Here is a 16,549-nt window from a genome sequence, read left to right on the forward strand (position 1 = left end):
ACTATGGCGATCACTATTCTTTCAAAACCTGCAGTATTTTCATTTGCAGCAAACCCGATAATTTTTTCCCTTCAGAGCGACAACAACATTCTTTCGGGAGGGACAGCCTTTGTGGGATATATAGAACGGAGCGGAGCCTGGTATGAAGGGACGGTTTTCCTGATCAGGTTTTCTGATCAGATTGTTACCATGACTGCGGCACTGGTACCTGACCTTAGCGGGAACCAGTTCACCGCCGACACAGCAAGTATCAATCCGTTGGAGACAATTGCAGCCGATTTTAGAAAAAATTACGCGCTGAGTTCAACTTATGATATCACCATATCTGGTGGAAGGATTTATTTTACCTCGAAACAAAAAGGAACTGCGGCAAACTGGATTGCTCCGGCTTATCCAATGGTCAGCTCGATAGCAGGGATAGAGAGAGCCGAAAGGTCCGGGTTTAAATTCCTGTTCGAAGTTGTTGTTTTATCTGCAGATGGAAATTTGGAAGCGAAGATCTACACCGAGAAGCTATCTGCAGACCTTCCGTTTTCAGGCAAGCTGAAGATCGATCTACATAACATATTAAGTGCTGCGCTTGACGAGGATGTACCAAATCCAAATTCTTACCAGCCGATGTCCTGCACAAAAAGCATGCGTTCATATTATTGTCAGTTTGCGGAAGTTTACGATAATACAGTCAAATCCGTAACCCGCTCAGAAATTTTCAATGTTGCAACGGGAGGTTTTTCTTATACGGCGAACAAGTTTCTTTCTGCAGTTAAGTTTCTACGTCCATCGATGCCGGATCCAAAAAAGGATTTATTCCTTAAACAAGGAGACAAATCATTCATCCGGATCCGGACCGATCAGCCTGAGTTTTTGTATTTCATTAATTTGAGAAGCTCAAAACAGGTTTACCTTAAAACCGATATCAGGTTTAACGATGGCGCAGAAAAAGTACAGAAAGTTGTATCGATCAATTTGCTGCAGTATAAAAAATATGCTTTCGCCACCGGATATAACCAGCAGCAGCTTGCTGTACTGGACCCGGATCGATCCATTGATCATTACACCTGCTACCTGGTGGACATTGATGGGAATCAGGTATCCGAAAAAATCACTTATCGGCTGGACTATTCTTTTAAAGAAGTTACCAGGTACTTTTTATATTCAGGAAGTCTGGGCTCTTTTGACACTTTCTTGGCCAACGGGAAAGGATCGGAAGACAATACGCTAAACCAGGAGCAGGCCGAAAGTATGCTTCCAATGGATTATTCGCTTACCGACGGCATTATGCGGGCCTACAATCTCAGGATACAAAAAAACTTTACCATTAACACCGGTTGGCTAAACAAACGCCGTTTTGATCTTTTACAGGACTTTTTTATCGCTGAGTATAAATTTTTGGCTCAGTCAGGAAAACTATTTCCAGTAGTGGCCAGTGCAAAAAAAACTGGCGAGTATAAGGATGGCAACACATTAATCAAACAGGATATAGCCGTTTCGCTAAGCTTTGAGGATTATAAGTTCACAGAGGGCGATATGGACATTGCGGTAGCTTTGGATCCACTTCCATCGGGAACAGTTCATTATGGTTTGTGTGATAGGATCCCGGTTACTGCAGGTGAAGTTATGTCGCTTCCAAATAACCAACCAGATACCGATCTTGAATTTATTTTGCCTACCGGAACCGGCAAAACTTTCTGTATTGCTGTTCCCGCGTGGAAGAAACTTAATACAGTTTTTGATTTGACCTCCGAGGAGGATATCTCTTCAGAATACCTGGCCAACCAGTCAACAGTGATAGTTTCCGGCATTCCCTATAAAATTTACGGGATGGTAATGGCAATCGGTTATTCTTCCGCTCACGAGCACCAGGTTGTCATTATAGAAAACATGGATTATGTCCCGGTGGATCCGCCCGAAGATATGGCAGATTTTATTTTCTTCGGTGGTACAACATTTAAGCCGGTCAATTCAGCGCAGATTAAAGCCCTGACTAATAATCAACCAGGAGAGGTTTTGGAAGTTAGTCTGGTCACAGGAATGAACAAGTATTTCACCATTGCGATTCCTGAAGAAATGGAAATTTCCGAGGTCTACGATGAAGCTTCAGAGGAGGATATCACAACGGAATATTTGAACAATTACCTACGGTTGAACGTAAATAATCAATGGTACAGCATCTACACCATGCAAATAGCGGTATCATACTCCGCACCACACACTCATCTTATTACCTTATCATACGTTTAGCATGATCGAACTTAGAACACTAGAAGGAGAAAAAATCACGCTCAACAAACCGGAAGTTACCATTGAAATGAACAGCAGTCTGTTTAATGATGGTGGTAAATTCAATGGCAGCTTCAGTTATCCTTTGGATGTTGCCTTCAATGGGCCGAACAAGCTTCTGCTTGGTTTTGCTAATGCAATCGAAACTAATGTAAAAGGTCGGGAGATACAGGTATTGGCCAGTATAAATGGAAAAGATTTCAAACAGTGTACCCTTCGGGTGTCGGTTTCCAATAAGAGTTTTGAATGCAACTTGGACATTGATCTTGGAATTATCAATAATTTTCTAAGCTCCACATACCTAACTGATCTGCCTTTTGAAACTTATAATATTGGTAAAACGGCTCTGGAGATCCAGTCTTCTTTGGCAGATGCTGCAGCCAACCTGGACTGGAGGGAAATCCCTTATACTTTCTTTCCAGTCCGGAATTATCAATATTGTGGAGGAGCATCATCTGGCCCCGCTGATCCGGTTCTCGGTACGGAAGACAGTCCGGTCGGAACGCCGGCACCCCGCGCGGAAGATACGACCATCATAAACGGTGTATATCCTGATGGTAATATTACGAAGTTCTTGGTGCAGCTGCCGGATAATATCCCGGCAAAGCATCACACAGTACCTTTTTTTTATCTTTCATATGTGCTAAGTAAGATATGTGAGGCTCTAAATATGAATCTCACCGGTGATTTTATTCAACACCCGGATATAGCCAAAACCGTCATTTACAATTTGAACGGCACATTCATAAGCCGTGCCTCTGAACCACATTTACCAGTTGAAGAAAAGCAGGGGGTATTTTTTAAAGCTAGTGATCATTTACCTAAGATATTGATCAGCGATCTGTTTAAGGCTTTAAGCGCGATGTGCGTGAGGATTACTCCTGATATCGCGAAAGGAGAAATCAATTTTTCCTGGAAAAAAACCGTTTTTGAAAAGCCCACCTACGCTGACTGGACCAAGAAGGCGATAACAATCAAAAAGATGGATTCTGAAATTTCGGAAGGCTATACTGTTACTGCAGAGATTGACAAAATGGAAGCAGACAAAGAGCAGCCGGTCGATAGCGTCACAGTTGGTGCCGGAAAGGAAAAAATCGATATCAAGGCCGGTACGATGCGAACGGTTGAAGAGCCGATACCAGGTTTAAACAGGCTCTGGACAATTCCATGGGATAGTCGTGCCGGTAACATCGTCGATCCTATTTTTTCGGATCTCGGGAACTTCCGCTCGACAGATAATTTCGCCGAATTTCCTTTGCGACTGGTGGTGAGCAGGGGCGTCGGGTTTTGGAATAATAGTACGGTTTCCTATCCAATGGGATCTCCGGACGGAGACTTACTTTCGCTGAAGGTCTCCGGAACCTATAAAACTACAGTTACTCCAGGTGAGCCTGAAATCCCGGTGCTTCAACTGCAGGGGCTTGATAAGTATGCGATCCGCCCATGGTACGACAGGACCTATGCAGCAAAAAACGTCACCATAAACGCATTATTGGATCCGATCGATATCTGCAACCTGAAGGACAATGACATAATTTTGCTTAAAGGTGAAAACGGAGTAACAGTAGAGGCTCTTTATAAAAAAATATCTTTTACTTCAAACCGGAGTGACCAGGTGCAGGCCGAAGTGGATTTGATTATCTTGGATAGCGCGTACATTGTATCGCTTGACAATAACGGCGTGTTTATCAAAATTTCGGAAGGTAATCCCCAGGAAGGTGCTGCACATGATGGTCGCGATGTGATGACGTTACCATATGGAGCCTATCAGATTGACCGGACCAACAACTACGTTGACCTAACAGTATCCATCTGGTCGGACAGGGCGTGCACCATTCCATTGTTAAATTCGAACATTCCCGTATTTATAAAAACAATAACCAGTGAAAACCGGAGAGATTTTACCGAGAACCGGAACCCGAACGTGGGTGAACCCGGAACCGGATCGCAGCAGCAACAGGAATATTTCTCGGTAAGAAGGGTCTTATTTGGAGCAAACAATACTGTTACGTTGCCGGCTGCAATTAAAAAGGCATACGAATATTGGTGGATATCTGCCTGGGATGGGGATTATGATGGTGATCTCGCGCACGCGGACGAAAGAATGATGTGTTCAGAAGTTTGGATCTACCGGAACTCAATATTTTCAGTACAGGCGAACCCTCAATACACAATTATAAAATAATGGATAATCAGCCACAATCTCCAAAGCTGCTCCAGGTTGTCGATGGATGGTTGGACATAATGGTCGACCAACTCCACAATGCCCTGGATAAATACGAAATAGGAAAACTCGATGGCCCTTTATGGAACAGTATTGCGGGCCAGGTAATTCAATCTGGTGGTAATGTTAATTCGGTCATCGTGAAATTTCTGGAATATGGCCGTTTGCGCGATATGAGGGTTGGCCGTGGAGCTGCTATAAAATCTGGAAATCTTAACCGTAAAAAATCACCCTGGTATTCAAAAACGAAATATAGGGAAATCGCCCGCCTAAGGGAGTTGATGGCATTCAACCTTTCAAATGCTGTCATTGAGGATATCGAAATCACTACCCGGAATTTCAATATAGAGCTTTAGCATGTCCTTTGTCTGCTTTTGAGCCATGCACATCTTTATGATGCTATGAGTTCACAATCAGAAAATGTACAGATCAATCTAAAATTAAACGGGATTGACGAATTTAAAAAATTCAAGGATTTAACTGCTGAGGTTGCCGCCCAGACCAGGGCACTGAACCGGATGGACCGGACTGATCCAGGTTATCAGGCATCCGTCGACCGTCTTAACAGGTTAGTTACTCTCCAACGGGAATGGCGCAACGAAATTTATGCAACCTCGAATGCTGCCCGGGATGCAAATAAGGATATGGGAAGTGCCTGGGATAAGATTAAAAATTTAGCCGGCGGTGTTTCTATCGGCAATATGATCTCCGGGGGCCTTGAATCAGCGTGGTCAGCACTATCTGAGTTTAATGCGGGAGCTGATGCTGCATATGCTGAAGCAGAACAAAATCAGGCTCAACTCGAAGCTGTACTGAAATCAACCGGATCAGCTGCAGGAAGATCCAAAGATCAGTTAAATGAACTGTCCGGTAGCTTGATGGATCTTACAGGTGTTGACGATGATTTGATTACCAAGTCCGAGTCTTTATTACTGACTTTTACAAAGATCAGCGGCGAAATGTTCGATCGCTCACTTCCTTTGATCCTGGACATGAGCCGGGCAATGGGTACAGATCTTAATGCAGCTACCATTCAGGTTGGAAAAGCTTTAAACAATCCGATCAAAGGACTGACCGCACTTCAAAAGGTCGGTGTTTCTTTCAACGAATCGCAAAAGGAAACAATCCGGAACATGCAAAAAACCGGAGATATCGCCGGGGCTCAAGCAATTATTTTAAAGGAACTTGAAAAGGAATTTGGCGGAGTGGCAGCAGCAGCTGCCAATACTGATTCCGGAGGCTTGCAAAAGTTTCAGACCAGGCTAGGAAATATTCAGGAATCTTTGGGCGCGTTCCGCACCGAAGTAAAAGCCGGATTGGCTACAGCTTTCGCCCCATTTCTTACTTGGTTGGAAAGGGCGACCACAAGCAGACTTTCCGAAACCCTGGAAAGGGACCGGGCAGCACTGGCCGGGAATACCGTTCAGCTTCAGGCAAGCAATACAAGTACCGAAACCAGGGTAAAAATCATAAACGACTTAATTGCAAGATACCCTCAATACATTGGGCAGATTGATGCGGAAAAAGTAAGTAATGAGAAATTACTTCCGCTCCTTGAAAAAATTAACCAGGCTATGATCATAAAGATTGCTTTCCAGAAGAAAAGCGAAGGTCTGAATGATGCCATGCAAGATGAGGCAGATGCTTTCCTGCGTGCCGATAAAGCTGCCACCAGTTTATCAATGACTATGGGGGCAATAACTTCCAAACTTAAAGACCAAGGGATAACATTTGTAATGCCAAAAGGATTGGATGATCTTAAGCAGGTGGATTTTCTTTTTAGCAAATTGAAAGAGGCAAAGACTGACGGTAAGACGTTTGGAGTGGATCTCGCTGAAAAAGATTTATATGCAGCTGCAAAAAACCTGATCGGAATTAGGAAAAGTTATGAAGATGCCAAGAAAGCAAAAAACGAATTCCTTAATGATCAAACAAAATTTGCATCCAAATATGGACTTGACACATCCGGAGATGATGCTGAGACAGCAGGATATAAAGCTAAACAAGAAGCCGCTGCAAAAGCCAGAGCTGCCAAAGAAGCAAAAGACGAAGCTGATGCAAACGCGGATATCGCAAAGCGCAAGGCTGCAGAAGCCAAAGCCAAAGCGGAGCGGGAAAGGGCAATCGCTGCTGCGATCAGTGAGGATAAAAAGCTTAGTGAGGAGTACAAAAAATTAGGAATTGAGAGGTTAAACAATCTTTTTTCGGAAAATAAAAAGGAAGTTGAACTTGTAAAGCAAAAGTTTCAAAAATTGATAGATGAGCAAAATGCTTTTCTATTAGCACAGGGAACTACTGAAGAACAAAGAAAAAGCCGGGAAAAAGAAATTGCAGACTTAAAAATTCAGCAGGATAAAGCGATAGCTGATACGCGGGTGAAAATTGAACAGGAAATGTCGGCTTCGATCGACAATTTGCGCACCTCTTTAGCTGATAAGCATTCAACCGAACTCGACAAAGAGAAAGACCAGATCAACAAATTTTACGATGAGCAATTGAAAAAAAATGCAGGAGATGCTGCTGCCACCGCTAAAATAAATGGAGACCGGACCAAAGACCTTACAGATGCCGAAATACGCGAAAAAAACCGTTTAAAAGATGAAAAAGCTAAGCTTGAAGTCATTACTGATTCAGAAGCCGCAAATACACATGTTGGGCGGTTGGCAGCAATTAAGAAGCAGTATGATGCAGAAATTGAAGCGTTAAAAGAAAAGTATACCCAGGAAGGCTTAATTTCCCAAGAGGGTCAGGATCTGATCAATAAGATCAACTCCAACCGCGACAGTGCCAATGCTAACGAAAACAAACAGAAGCATCAGGAAGACAGAGATCTTGCTATCCAGGGAGCGGAAACGATTGCCAACACAATTGCCACCATGGGGAATAATAAAAGAAAGCACGAAGCAGACATGAGGATGAAAAGCCTCGATGATGAGCGGGCCAAAGAGCTTTCGAACAAAAATCTTACTGAAGACCAAAAAAAAGCAATCAATGACAAATTTGATGCTAAGGTAAAACAGGAAAAATTAAGGGCTTGGAAAGCGGATCAGAATGCTGCAGCCAAGCAGGCACTCATTGCGGGCTTGCTCGGTGCAGCAAAAGCATTGCCCAATTTCGTGGCCGCTGGTCTTGCCCTGGGAGCAGGTATTGCTAACGCGATCGCAATTAAATCAGAAAAACCTCCAGTGTACAGAAAAGGCGCGATGGTTCCAACCGGACCGAGCCATGAGCAAGGCGGCATCGACCTTATCAATAATGCCACCGGGGAACGTTTAGGCGAAATGGAAGGCGGTGAGCCGCTCCTGGTGCTGAGCAAAGACACCTATGCCAATAACCGTCAAGTAATAAACGATCTCCTTTATAACAGCCAGTACCGGAACGGAGCTCCGGTTTCTGTAAATACAGATTTGGCAAGTAAAGCAATGAGGTATGCGTCTGGAGGAATGATTGATCAAAGTAACCAATCAGCTGATAGCCCTATACCCACTGTTGCTGTAAATGACAACAGTGGTGTTGAGAGTAAACTTGAAGATCTTTTGAATAAGTGGGATGAAGGTATTCCTTTTAATTATTTAAATTTGGTCGAACATGAAAATAAGGTCGATAAAATTAGAAACCGAGTAAATGTATAACGAGTATGATGGATAGAATTTCTTTTAATTTTTCAGATTTTGTAATAACAATTGATCAGGTCAAAAAAACAAATAACCTTTTCCGTATTGCGAAAGACTCCGTTTTTATTGGATATATTGGTAAGAATTCTAAAAGCGATTATGTTTTACAGCCAGGAACAAATATTTCTGAAGATCTATTTGCAGAGATAAAATCCATGCTAGTATCTGCTAATATTTCCAAGTAATAATATAACTCAGCGTTAGGTTTCAACGCTGAGTTATTTCTTTTCCCACTGCAACATTACCTGTTTGTCAATCTGCGTTTTGAGGTATTCCAACATAACAGAAAGCTTATTGTCGCTGATATGGTCCGATCTATCTAACTCTTTCATTGCAATAACAAGCCCCTTGCCTAGGTTCTCAAACTGCTTTTCCGTAATTTTTATTGTAAACATGTCGCAAATTACCTCAGTCACCAGGTTAATTTTTACGGGATCCCGTACGCGTTTCAATGTTCCTATCGTTTCCTCGCTGATCAAGAGCTAAAAAGTGCGCTGATCACTATTTCATATTAGATAGGAGCATTAGGAGCATATTTTACTAAAAACGGCTGTTTTGATCAATTTGCTATTTTTAGAACTAGATCTGAAAAGCCTTTTTCTATCGCCTTTGTAGATTCGAATTTATATTCATCATCCAGGTGAGCATACCTTTCTGTAGTTTTCACAACTGTATGTCCGAGAAGTTCCTTGAGTGCCATTATATTTCCTACCGAGGTCATGAAAAGGTAGCCAAACGTATGGCGGGCGACGTGAGCGGTAAGATTTTTTGAAATTTTAGAGAGAAATGCTAATGATTTTAAAGTCTGATTAAACTGAACCTGATTCGGAAGATCGAAAAAATCGAGGTTACTTTTTTTCATAAATGATTTTGCTACCGGTAGCAAGGGAATCCGGATCGTTCTCTGAAGTTTTCTGTTTTTATGAGGTATAAAATCCAAAAATCCTTTTTGTATCTCCCATTGGCCATTTACCAAATAAAGGTCAGATATTCTTAAACCTGTAAAACACATAAACAGAAAGCCTTTTAAAACCCGCATTTCCACATCCTTTAACGGCTCCCTTTGAAGATCAACCAACCGTCTTAATTCTGCCCGGTCTAAATAAACTGTCTTTGGCTTTGGAGCTGAATTCTTCACTTCAAAAACCGTCGGATTGACATAAATCATAGGCTCTTTAGAGGCCAGGCGTAGGTATGCCATTGTATTTTTCAATATATCCCAAACAGTTGTGGGTTTATATCTTTTACGCTGTGAACCATATTCTACCTTTTGCAAATAAAGTTTGAATCCCTGGATCCATTTTAAATCTATGTTTTTAAAGAGACTTAAATTATCATAAGCCATAACTTGCAAAAGTGCAGAATTAGAATTTTGAAAAGTTTTGAATTCAATCTCCTTTTTATTGTATCTACGTTCGGCTTCCTTTCGCATAAAAGTTATAAAACATTCTTTTCCGTCAAAAGTCCGGAGCTCTCGTGCAAATCCTTTAATAGTTAAGTCTTCTTTCCTCAAGCGATAGGTGAGCAGTATTTCAGAATGCTTGGCTTGTGCGCATTTAAGGATGAGATTATAATCTGATACGTCAGGATCCTTAGGATATCTGGGTAATAATTTAAAGCCTACAGTATCGATTTTATCAGCTGGCCACCGAAGCATCTGATCAAACTCATCGTGCTGCCGGTTAATGGTCACTTGTATATAAACAGATGCATAACCATCCACTTTATTGATTCTGCGATTGTTAAACCACAGTTTTGAAGAAAAAGAAAACATACCTGATCCTGATTTCATGAAAGAAAAAATTGTCGGAACAACCTATGACTTTATTAGCCGGAACGGCGTTGTTCTTGATGCTCTGCAAGCATCTGCACCGTAGTATGTGTGCAGTAAGGGACTGCACACTTTTAAATAACTACGGTTTGTACCCCGGAAGGGACTCGAACCCCTGACCCTCGGTTTAGAAAACCGACGCTCTATCCAGCTGAGCTACCGAGGCCCATTTTTTAATGAGCTGCAAATATAGAAGTTCTATTGAATATGTAAAAATATATTTTAAACTATTTGAAGGCTGTTTTTCTTATTTTAAATAAGTATTTAAAAACGAAGCAATTAAAATTAGATATTCATGCTGAAACATCAAAACTAACGGCTAAAAAGCGATATTTTTAAATATTTAACTGCTTAAAACATCAATAAATTGCCAAAATGTATCTTCAAAAAAGTAATTTAAGCATCTTCTCCGTTCCAGATATCATCATCAGCATGTCTAATTTCGTCATGACTGGACGTTACACTTTTTAGTTCTTCGTGATGGTAATTTCTCTCCGGATTTTCAGGTAACCCATTGTCGTGATCTGCCGCTACTCTTCTTAAGTGCTCAGGTTTTTTAACCTCTGGTAAATCATCGTGTACAACAGAAGGTGTTAAAATCTTCTTTTTTGGGTTATTGGTGTTTTCCATAATCTTAAAAGGCACAAATTTCAAGCCACAAGCAAAGGTGAGGTAAAATTTTGGAAATCGGCAGTTATTTCGTTTTTAAAATCGCTCGCTGGTCAAAACGTTTAAGCTTGCTCAACTTAATCCCGCGTCAGGTAAAAGATCACTTTAATGCTATTGTTTACCGATTTTCTTATTGTAAGCTGCCTCAAGCGCTGCCAATACTGTATCATATCCCTTACGATCAATAAATGCAGCTGGATTATAGGCATTGCCCGGTTTGTGCTTATCGTGCAGGTTAAACTGGCTCGCATGAGATGACAGCCAAATATCAAAATATTGGTTTTTAAGCGATTTAAAAGTAGAGGCATAATCCTTTTCAATTTCAGGGTATGCAGGTATTTCAGAAAACTTTTTATCGGTAACAATGCTTGGCATATTCGCTATTAACACTACATAACTGCGTTTTTCATCTCTTGTTGTTAATTGAAAACTGCACGATCCTTTTGTATGCCCGGGATGGTGGAGCATAGTAATATCGGTATTTCCCAACCGTATGTGATCGCCATCCTTTAATAAACGGTCGGCAGAAACAGGCGCGTAACTACTTTCCTTACCGCCAAGTGCATAATCCGATCTGCCGCCGTCTTTCATTACCGCGGCATCCTTTTCGTCAACCATCATTTTTGCGCCCGTGAGCTTTTTGATTTCTGCCATTGCACCCATATGGTCGTAATGTGCCTGGGTGGTAAGCAAAATTTTAATATCATTAAATTTAAAACCTAAAGTGTTTACATTGCGCTTAATCTGTTCTGCTGATGAACTTAAACCCGTATTAATGAGGATGTTTCCTTTTGGAGTAGTAATCAGGTAACAAGCCAGATCAGCAGTGCCTACATAATAAATATTGCCAACAATACGGAAAGGAGTATAGGGTTCAGACCATTCTTTTGGGGTGTCACCCGGTTCGTGCACATTTTGAGCAAAGGCAAAAATGGGAAGAAAAAAGAGGCAGAATAAGGCTTTGATTTTCATAGGATGATCAGGTAGTTTAGGATTTTATGTAAATCAAAATTAATAAAATAATCCAGTGGCATTGATCAAAAAAAACTAAGGATTAACTTATTTCTTATAAAATTACGTATTAATTAAACCTGAACAACTAGCGCTGTTTTTGCTGCTCTAAAATCGGTGGGTGAATATCCAGTTTGTTTTTTAAAGTTGCCACTAAAGTATGCAGCATCCTCATAACCCAACTCGTAAGCAATTTCTTTGGCTGATTTATCGGTATACATCAATAATCTTTTAGCTTCGAGCAGTAAACGCTCACGAATGATTGCCAGTGGCGATTGATGGTCATAAAGCGCGAAAAGGTTGGATAATGTTTTCGAAGACCTGTATAATTGGCCTGCATAAAAGGCCACCGTGTGCTGTTTACGGTAGTGATTTTCTACCAATAGATTATAACTTCGGATGATATCAAGTTTGTCATCGCTTACCGTATTGGCGGGGATAAATTGTTGTTTTGCAAGCCTGGTAACAATAATAATCAAACGTTTTAATAACATTTGCAGCATATCCAGTTGAATGTTATCAGCAGTTCCAAACTCATCTGCAAATACTTCGATCAGGGAGTCGATTTTTTTCTGGTGAGTTTCATCCAGGTTGATGAACATATTGCCCGATGAACCATAAAAAATAAAACCAACGCAGCTAACTTCCCTATCATGATCAACCACACAATAAAAATTCCGGTTAAACTGCCAGGCTATAATCTGTTCGGGTTTCTCAAAACTGAAAGACTGGCTAACCACCAATGGAATTATGCTTTGTTGAGGAAATTCATAACCTACACCATCAATGGTAATTTGTTGAGCAGCACCCCTGTTCCAGGCGATGGTTAAAAATTTATCTTGCTTGTCTCGCTGAAAAAAAAATCGGTCGAGTTGATTTTCATTTATAGTTAGCCTGAATTCTCCCCGGGTGAGCTCTTGCAGATATTGAAATTTCATTTTAGGTGGTTTTACTTGCTGCAATATCGTAATGTTTTTTCTGTGTTGGAAAAACAAGGCATTAATTACAAACATTCGGGAAGTTTGTACATTCTTTCCTGCCTAAAAACTCAAGACCTTTATCCTTATAAAGAAACAAGTAATTATTTAAAATAAAATATTATGGAAAATTTCACAATCCCAGTAAAACAAGACGTTTCATCAGCAAACCAGGCTATTTTTACCAACCTGGAAGGTATGGTTGGCTTTGTGCCAAATCTTTATGCAGTTTTTGCACATTCAGAACATGCATTGGCCAATTACTTAACCTTGCAGAATGGTAAAAGTTCGCTACGAGCGAAAGAGCGTGAGGTTATTAACCTTGTTGTAAGCCAGCTGAATGAATGTTTATATTGTTTAAGTGCCCACACTGCTTTTGCCAAAATGAATGGGTTTAGTGATGAACAGATTATTGAAATTAGAAAAGTAAATCTAACATTCGATGCTAAACTTGATGCACTTGCCAAACTAGTTAAAGGAATAGTTTTGGGTAAAGGACATGTAGCCGCTGAACTATTGGACAATTTTTACGCTGCTGGTTATACTAAAGGTAGTTTGGTAGATGTAAATATGGTAATCGGCGATAAAATTATTACCAACTATCTGCATGCTTTAACAGAAGTTCCGGTAGATTGGCCTGTTGCCGTAGCGTTAGAAACTGAAAATGCTTAATTTAATGGGCGGTTTTTACCGCCCGTTAAATCATTTTAAAACCCTGCCCAAATTACAAAGCTTCCAAAAAATCGAGATACAACTTTACACTGTTTTCAATCCTTTCGGAAGAAGAATTGTATTCAATTCCATAATAGGCAAATAAAGGTTGGTAGGCTGCTTTAACGTATTCAAAAGAAAGTTCGAAAGGGCGGGTAAGTTCTGAAAGAGGATATTTATATATTCCTGATGGGCCGAGTTCATCCTCATCAACCCCCAAAGAGATAGCCAGGGCAACTTTTTTACCTGCAACTTTGTAACCACTTTTGCTGCCATAAGCCCAGCCATGCGTTAATACTTCATCGAGCCATTTTTTGAATAGCGCAGGACAGTTAAACCAATAATAAGGAAACTGGAATACAATTTTATCATATTGTTCAATCAGTTTTTGCTCTGCAGTTACATCAATTTTTTCGTCAGGGTATATTTCATGTAGTTGATGAACATGGTATTTATCCGGAAATTTATTCAGTTCTTCAATCCATCTTTTATTCACTACTGAGTTTTTAATATCGGGGTGTATTGCAATTATAAGTGTCTTCATTTTTGTCAATTTTCAAATTTATCAGCCACAAAAATAAAGCAGCTAATGTAAATTCTGTAGATTAGCCACCCATTGTAGGGTACTATAAAAAATGTAAGTAATGACTAAAATAAAGGAAACTTCAACCAATTTTGCCAATAAGCAGGCATTAGCCGATGAGTGTCCGGAGGTTTATGCAGCCCATATTATTGGCGGCCAGTGGGCACTGGTAATCTGTTCGTGGCTAATCAATGGAAAGCTCAGGTTTAGTGAATTGAAAAAACATCTGCCCAATATTACCGAGCGGATGCTTACACTGCAACTTCGCAAACTGGAAGAAAGTAAAATTATTAAACGTACCGTATTCGCAGAAATACCACCCCGGGTAGAGTATGAATTAACGCCAATAGGTTATGAATTGAAAACGGTTATTAAGCAACTCGAAAGTTGGGGCGAAAAACATAAAGCATTGAGCTAAAAGGCTCAATTAAGCTACAGTTATTCTTTACAAAATCAATGTTTCGATCTATTTTGTTAAAATTTAATGGATAACTGTTCAGAAACAAGCAAATTGTTTTTGTAATACTCAAAAAACCAGTTTCCATTTTTTTTAATAACCACCCCGTTAAGGCTTCCGTTATTTGCGATAAAAAAATCGTTAACAGAAGTTTTTAGTAAAGTCATAACAATTTTTGGTGCAGCATCAATCAGTTGGTACCCATTGGTAATGGCTTGCGCATACAATAAAGCTTCTGGTTGTTTTGCATCGGCCGCAACAGGTTGATTAGATGTTGCCGGAGCAGTTGTAGCCGCTGGCACTGGCGTTGTTGCTGCAGGCGTAGGTGTAGAAACTTCAGCTGTGCTGCCCGCAACATACCGGAAATCGCCTAAAGAAGCAAATGCATCTTTTAATGCGGCATTATAAGAGGTGTTATATTCTTTCTCCCGGCTTTTACCTTCTTTGCTTTTTAACACAACAGTTCCCTTACAATCTTTAAAAACCAGGCTAAGGTTGGTTACAAACATAGAATTTTTTTCCTGTAGCTCTACTGTTAAAGCTTTACATCTATCCGTTGCAATTTCGGTTGGTAAATCTCCGTTATCAAAATAAACAGTGAAACCTTTCCCCTCCAGCATTGCTTTAGTTTCGGTATTTAAACCATATTGATTAACCTGTTTAAGGAAACTGAATTTTTCGGGCACAATGAGGTACTTGTAATTGTTGGCATTTGATTGTGCCTGAACAGAAAAAGAGAATGCCAAAAGGAGAATAAATAGGTATCGTTTCATAACGCTTAATTCATGGAGGATTAAATTCCGCTTCAATGTAGAAAATGATAAGGAGAAAATCAAATTTGAAAGGCATCAGCTCCGCCAGATCAATTGAATATTTGAAATGCATAACAATTCGTTTGATTTTGGTAATTAACCGACTCCCTTTTCTGCCTAAATTTGTGTTGTAAATTCAAAAATCAATCTTTTAATCAATAAGGATATGAAATATAGAAAATTAGGAAATACCGAAGAACAATTATCTGCAATTGGATTAGGTACTATGGGGATGAACCACGCTTATGGCGAACCAGATGATCAGGAATCACTCGCAACATTAAATTTGGCCATCGATCTGGGTATTAACTTTTGGGATACTGCTGATATTTATGCCAAAGGAGAGAATGAAAAACTGGTATCGCAGGTTTTGGTGCCGAACAGAAATAAAATTTTTATAGCAACAAAATTCGGATTCAGATGGGATGACGATAGAACCAGTGCTTTTGATGGATCACCCGCTTACCTTAAAACAGCTGTAGAACAAAGTTTAAAACGTTTATGTACAGATCATATCGATTTATATTATGCCCATCGGGTAGACCCAAATATACCCATTGAAGAAACCGTTGGTGCCATGGCCGAATTGGTTAAAGAAGGGAAGGTGAGGTACCTTGGCCTTTCCGAAGCCTCTGCTGCTTCAATCAGAAAAGCACATGCAGTACATCCAATTGCAGCACTTCAAAGTGAATATTCTTTGCTAACAAGAGGGGTAGAAAAAGAAATTCTTCCCTTAACAAAAGAACTGGGTATAGCATTTGTTCCTTTTAGTCCGTTAGCACGTGGCTTGGTAACCAATACGCTGGATGTAAGTACACTTGGGGATAATGATTTTAGAAAAACCCTACCTCGCTACCAGGAAAAATACGCCGAAAACAATAAGAAACTGGCTGAGGGTTTTGCAGAATTGGCTGCCTCGAAAAATGTTACACCGGCCCAAATTGCGCTGGCCTGGGTATTAAGTCAGGGTGAGCATATTATTCCTATTCCGGGTACCAAGAAAACCAAATACCTGAAAGAAAATGCTGGTGCAGTGGATGTAAATCTGAATGCAGCTGATTTGGCTGTTATTGATGATTTATTAAAAAAATATCCTGATACTGGTGCAAGGTATACGGCCGAGCAAGAAAAAATGGCCAACAATTAAACCGCGTATTTGTAATATTGAGCTTATAGAAATCAAGTCATAAATTAAGTCGTCAATTGCGGGAGGAAAAACGGAGCAATCTTTAATGTTAATGAGATCATAGTTGTAAGATTGCTCCGTTGGCCGAAAAAGACCCTTCTCGCAATTGACGATATCTCCTCAGGATGACGAGG

General features: G+C 40.3%; 15 protein-coding genes and 1 tRNA gene. 8 read left to right on the top strand and 8 right to left on the bottom strand.

Annotated features, from left to right (window positions below):
• The first annotated feature begins 3 nt into the window (after window positions 1-3).
• From ACZZZW_RS13325 to ACZZZW_RS13345, 5 genes are read left to right on the top strand one after another with little or no spacing between them, the layout of a single operon-like run.
• Entirely contained in the window at window positions 4-2,241 is a 2,238-nt protein-coding gene (locus ACZZZW_RS13325) for a hypothetical protein (RefSeq protein WP_463494008.1), read from the top strand.
• 1 nt (window position 2,242) lies between these two features.
• A complete protein-coding gene (locus tag ACZZZW_RS13330) occupies window positions 2,243-4,465 on the top strand; it encodes a hypothetical protein (RefSeq protein WP_463494009.1) in 2,223 nt (740 codons plus the stop codon).
• Complete coding sequence (locus ACZZZW_RS13335; RefSeq protein ID WP_463494011.1) at window positions 4,465-4,860, top strand: hypothetical protein; 396 nt, start codon at window positions 4,465-4,467, stop codon at window positions 4,858-4,860. Before ACZZZW_RS13330 ends, ACZZZW_RS13335 begins: the two co-directional genes overlap by 1 nt.
• Before the next feature lie 45 nt (window positions 4,861-4,905).
• Window positions 4,906-8,136, top strand: a complete 3,231-nt coding sequence (locus ACZZZW_RS13340; RefSeq protein WP_463494013.1) for a phage tail length tape measure family protein — start codon at window positions 4,906-4,908, stop codon at window positions 8,134-8,136.
• Between the two features lie 5 nt (window positions 8,137-8,141).
• Window positions 8,142-8,363 (top strand): hypothetical protein, encoded by a 222-nt coding sequence (locus ACZZZW_RS13345; RefSeq protein WP_463494015.1) that lies wholly within the window; start codon window positions 8,142-8,144, stop codon window positions 8,361-8,363.
• A 33-nt stretch (window positions 8,364-8,396) separates the two neighbouring features.
• On the opposite strand, the gene ACZZZW_RS13350 is transcribed toward ACZZZW_RS13345, so the two are convergent.
• From ACZZZW_RS13350 to ACZZZW_RS13375, 6 genes are all read right to left on the bottom strand, one after another.
• Complete coding sequence (locus ACZZZW_RS13350) at window positions 8,397-8,573, bottom strand: hypothetical protein (protein ID WP_463494017.1); 177 nt, start codon at window positions 8,571-8,573, stop codon at window positions 8,397-8,399.
• 164 nt (window positions 8,574-8,737) lie between these two features.
• Entirely contained in the window at window positions 8,738-9,952 is a 1,215-nt protein-coding gene (locus ACZZZW_RS13355) for a tyrosine-type recombinase/integrase (RefSeq protein WP_463494019.1), read from the bottom strand.
• A 149-nt stretch (window positions 9,953-10,101) separates the two neighbouring features.
• Window positions 10,102-10,175: transfer RNA gene (locus ACZZZW_RS13360), tRNA-Arg, on the bottom strand.
• Between the two features lie 230 nt (window positions 10,176-10,405).
• Window positions 10,406-10,639: a hypothetical protein gene (locus tag ACZZZW_RS13365; protein ID WP_463494020.1), complete on the bottom strand. Its 234-nt coding sequence runs from the start codon at window positions 10,637-10,639 to the stop codon at window positions 10,406-10,408.
• Between the two features lie 150 nt (window positions 10,640-10,789).
• A complete protein-coding gene (bla, locus tag ACZZZW_RS13370; protein WP_463497752.1) occupies window positions 10,790-11,644 on the bottom strand; it encodes a subclass B3 metallo-beta-lactamase in 855 nt (284 codons plus the stop codon).
• A 119-nt stretch (window positions 11,645-11,763) separates the two neighbouring features.
• The gene (locus tag ACZZZW_RS13375; protein ID WP_463494022.1) at window positions 11,764-12,627 is read right to left on the bottom strand and encodes a helix-turn-helix domain-containing protein; all 864 of its coding nucleotides are present in this window, start codon (window positions 12,625-12,627) and stop codon (window positions 11,764-11,766) included.
• A gap of 162 nt (window positions 12,628-12,789) precedes the next feature.
• Between ACZZZW_RS13375 and ACZZZW_RS13380 the strand changes: the two genes are divergently transcribed.
• Window positions 12,790-13,338: a carboxymuconolactone decarboxylase family protein gene (locus ACZZZW_RS13380; RefSeq protein WP_463494023.1), complete on the top strand. Its 549-nt coding sequence runs from the start codon at window positions 12,790-12,792 to the stop codon at window positions 13,336-13,338.
• Between the two features lie 52 nt (window positions 13,339-13,390).
• Here ACZZZW_RS13380 and ACZZZW_RS13385 read toward each other — a convergent pair whose 3' ends face one another.
• Window positions 13,391-13,921 (bottom strand): NAD(P)H-dependent oxidoreductase, encoded by a 531-nt coding sequence (locus ACZZZW_RS13385; RefSeq protein WP_463494024.1) that lies wholly within the window; start codon window positions 13,919-13,921, stop codon window positions 13,391-13,393.
• A 100-nt stretch (window positions 13,922-14,021) separates the two neighbouring features.
• Here ACZZZW_RS13385 and ACZZZW_RS13390 point away from each other — a divergent pair, with 100 nt between their 5' ends.
• On the top strand, window positions 14,022-14,378 hold the full coding sequence (locus ACZZZW_RS13390) for a winged helix-turn-helix transcriptional regulator (RefSeq protein ID WP_055904672.1): 357 nt from the start codon (window positions 14,022-14,024) through the stop codon (window positions 14,376-14,378).
• A gap of 56 nt (window positions 14,379-14,434) precedes the next feature.
• Here the strand turns inward: ACZZZW_RS13390 and ACZZZW_RS13395 are convergent, their stop codons facing one another.
• A complete protein-coding gene (locus tag ACZZZW_RS13395; protein ID WP_463494026.1) occupies window positions 14,435-15,190 on the bottom strand; it encodes a hypothetical protein in 756 nt (251 codons plus the stop codon).
• Between the two features lie 205 nt (window positions 15,191-15,395).
• On the opposite strand from ACZZZW_RS13395, the gene ACZZZW_RS13400 reads away from it, so the two are divergent.
• Window positions 15,396-16,376, top strand: coding sequence for an aldo/keto reductase (locus ACZZZW_RS13400; protein ID WP_463494028.1), 981 nt, complete (start codon window positions 15,396-15,398; stop codon window positions 16,374-16,376).
• The last annotated feature ends 173 nt before the right edge of the window (window positions 16,377-16,549 follow it).

This window comes from Pedobacter sp. AC379, from assembly GCF_979258145.1.

Bases quoted from the DNA above. Each gene is read 5' to 3' on its own strand.
- ACZZZW_RS13385 (WP_463494024.1), bottom strand. From the start codon at position 13,921: ATGAAGACACTTATAATTGCAATACACCCCGATATTAAAAACTCAGTA.
- ACZZZW_RS13365 (WP_463494020.1), bottom strand. From the start codon at position 10,639: ATGGAAAACACCAATAACCCAAAAAAGAAGATTTTAACACCTTCTGTT.
- ACZZZW_RS13335 (WP_463494011.1), top strand. From the start codon at position 4,465: ATGGATAATCAGCCACAATCTCCAAAGCTGCTCCAGGTTGTCGATGGA.
- ACZZZW_RS13340 (WP_463494013.1), top strand. From the start codon at position 4,906: ATGAGTTCACAATCAGAAAATGTACAGATCAATCTAAAATTAAACGGG.
- ACZZZW_RS13395 (WP_463494026.1), bottom strand. From the start codon at position 15,190: ATGAAACGATACCTATTTATTCTCCTTTTGGCATTCTCTTTTTCTGTT.
- ACZZZW_RS13325 (WP_463494008.1), top strand. From the start codon at position 4: ATGGCGATCACTATTCTTTCAAAACCTGCAGTATTTTCATTTGCAGCA.
- ACZZZW_RS13350 (WP_463494017.1), bottom strand. From the start codon at position 8,573: ATGTTTACAATAAAAATTACGGAAAAGCAGTTTGAGAACCTAGGCAAG.
- ACZZZW_RS13355 (WP_463494019.1), bottom strand. From the start codon at position 9,952: ATGTTTTCTTTTTCTTCAAAACTGTGGTTTAACAATCGCAGAATCAAT.
- ACZZZW_RS13400 (WP_463494028.1), top strand. From the start codon at position 15,396: ATGAAATATAGAAAATTAGGAAATACCGAAGAACAATTATCTGCAATT.
- ACZZZW_RS13345 (WP_463494015.1), top strand. From the start codon at position 8,142: ATGATGGATAGAATTTCTTTTAATTTTTCAGATTTTGTAATAACAATT.
- ACZZZW_RS13380 (WP_463494023.1), top strand. From the start codon at position 12,790: ATGGAAAATTTCACAATCCCAGTAAAACAAGACGTTTCATCAGCAAAC.
- ACZZZW_RS13330 (WP_463494009.1), top strand. From the start codon at position 2,243: ATGATCGAACTTAGAACACTAGAAGGAGAAAAAATCACGCTCAACAAA.
- ACZZZW_RS13375 (WP_463494022.1), bottom strand. From the start codon at position 12,627: ATGAAATTTCAATATCTGCAAGAGCTCACCCGGGGAGAATTCAGGCTA.
- ACZZZW_RS13390 (WP_055904672.1), top strand. From the start codon at position 14,022: ATGACTAAAATAAAGGAAACTTCAACCAATTTTGCCAATAAGCAGGCA.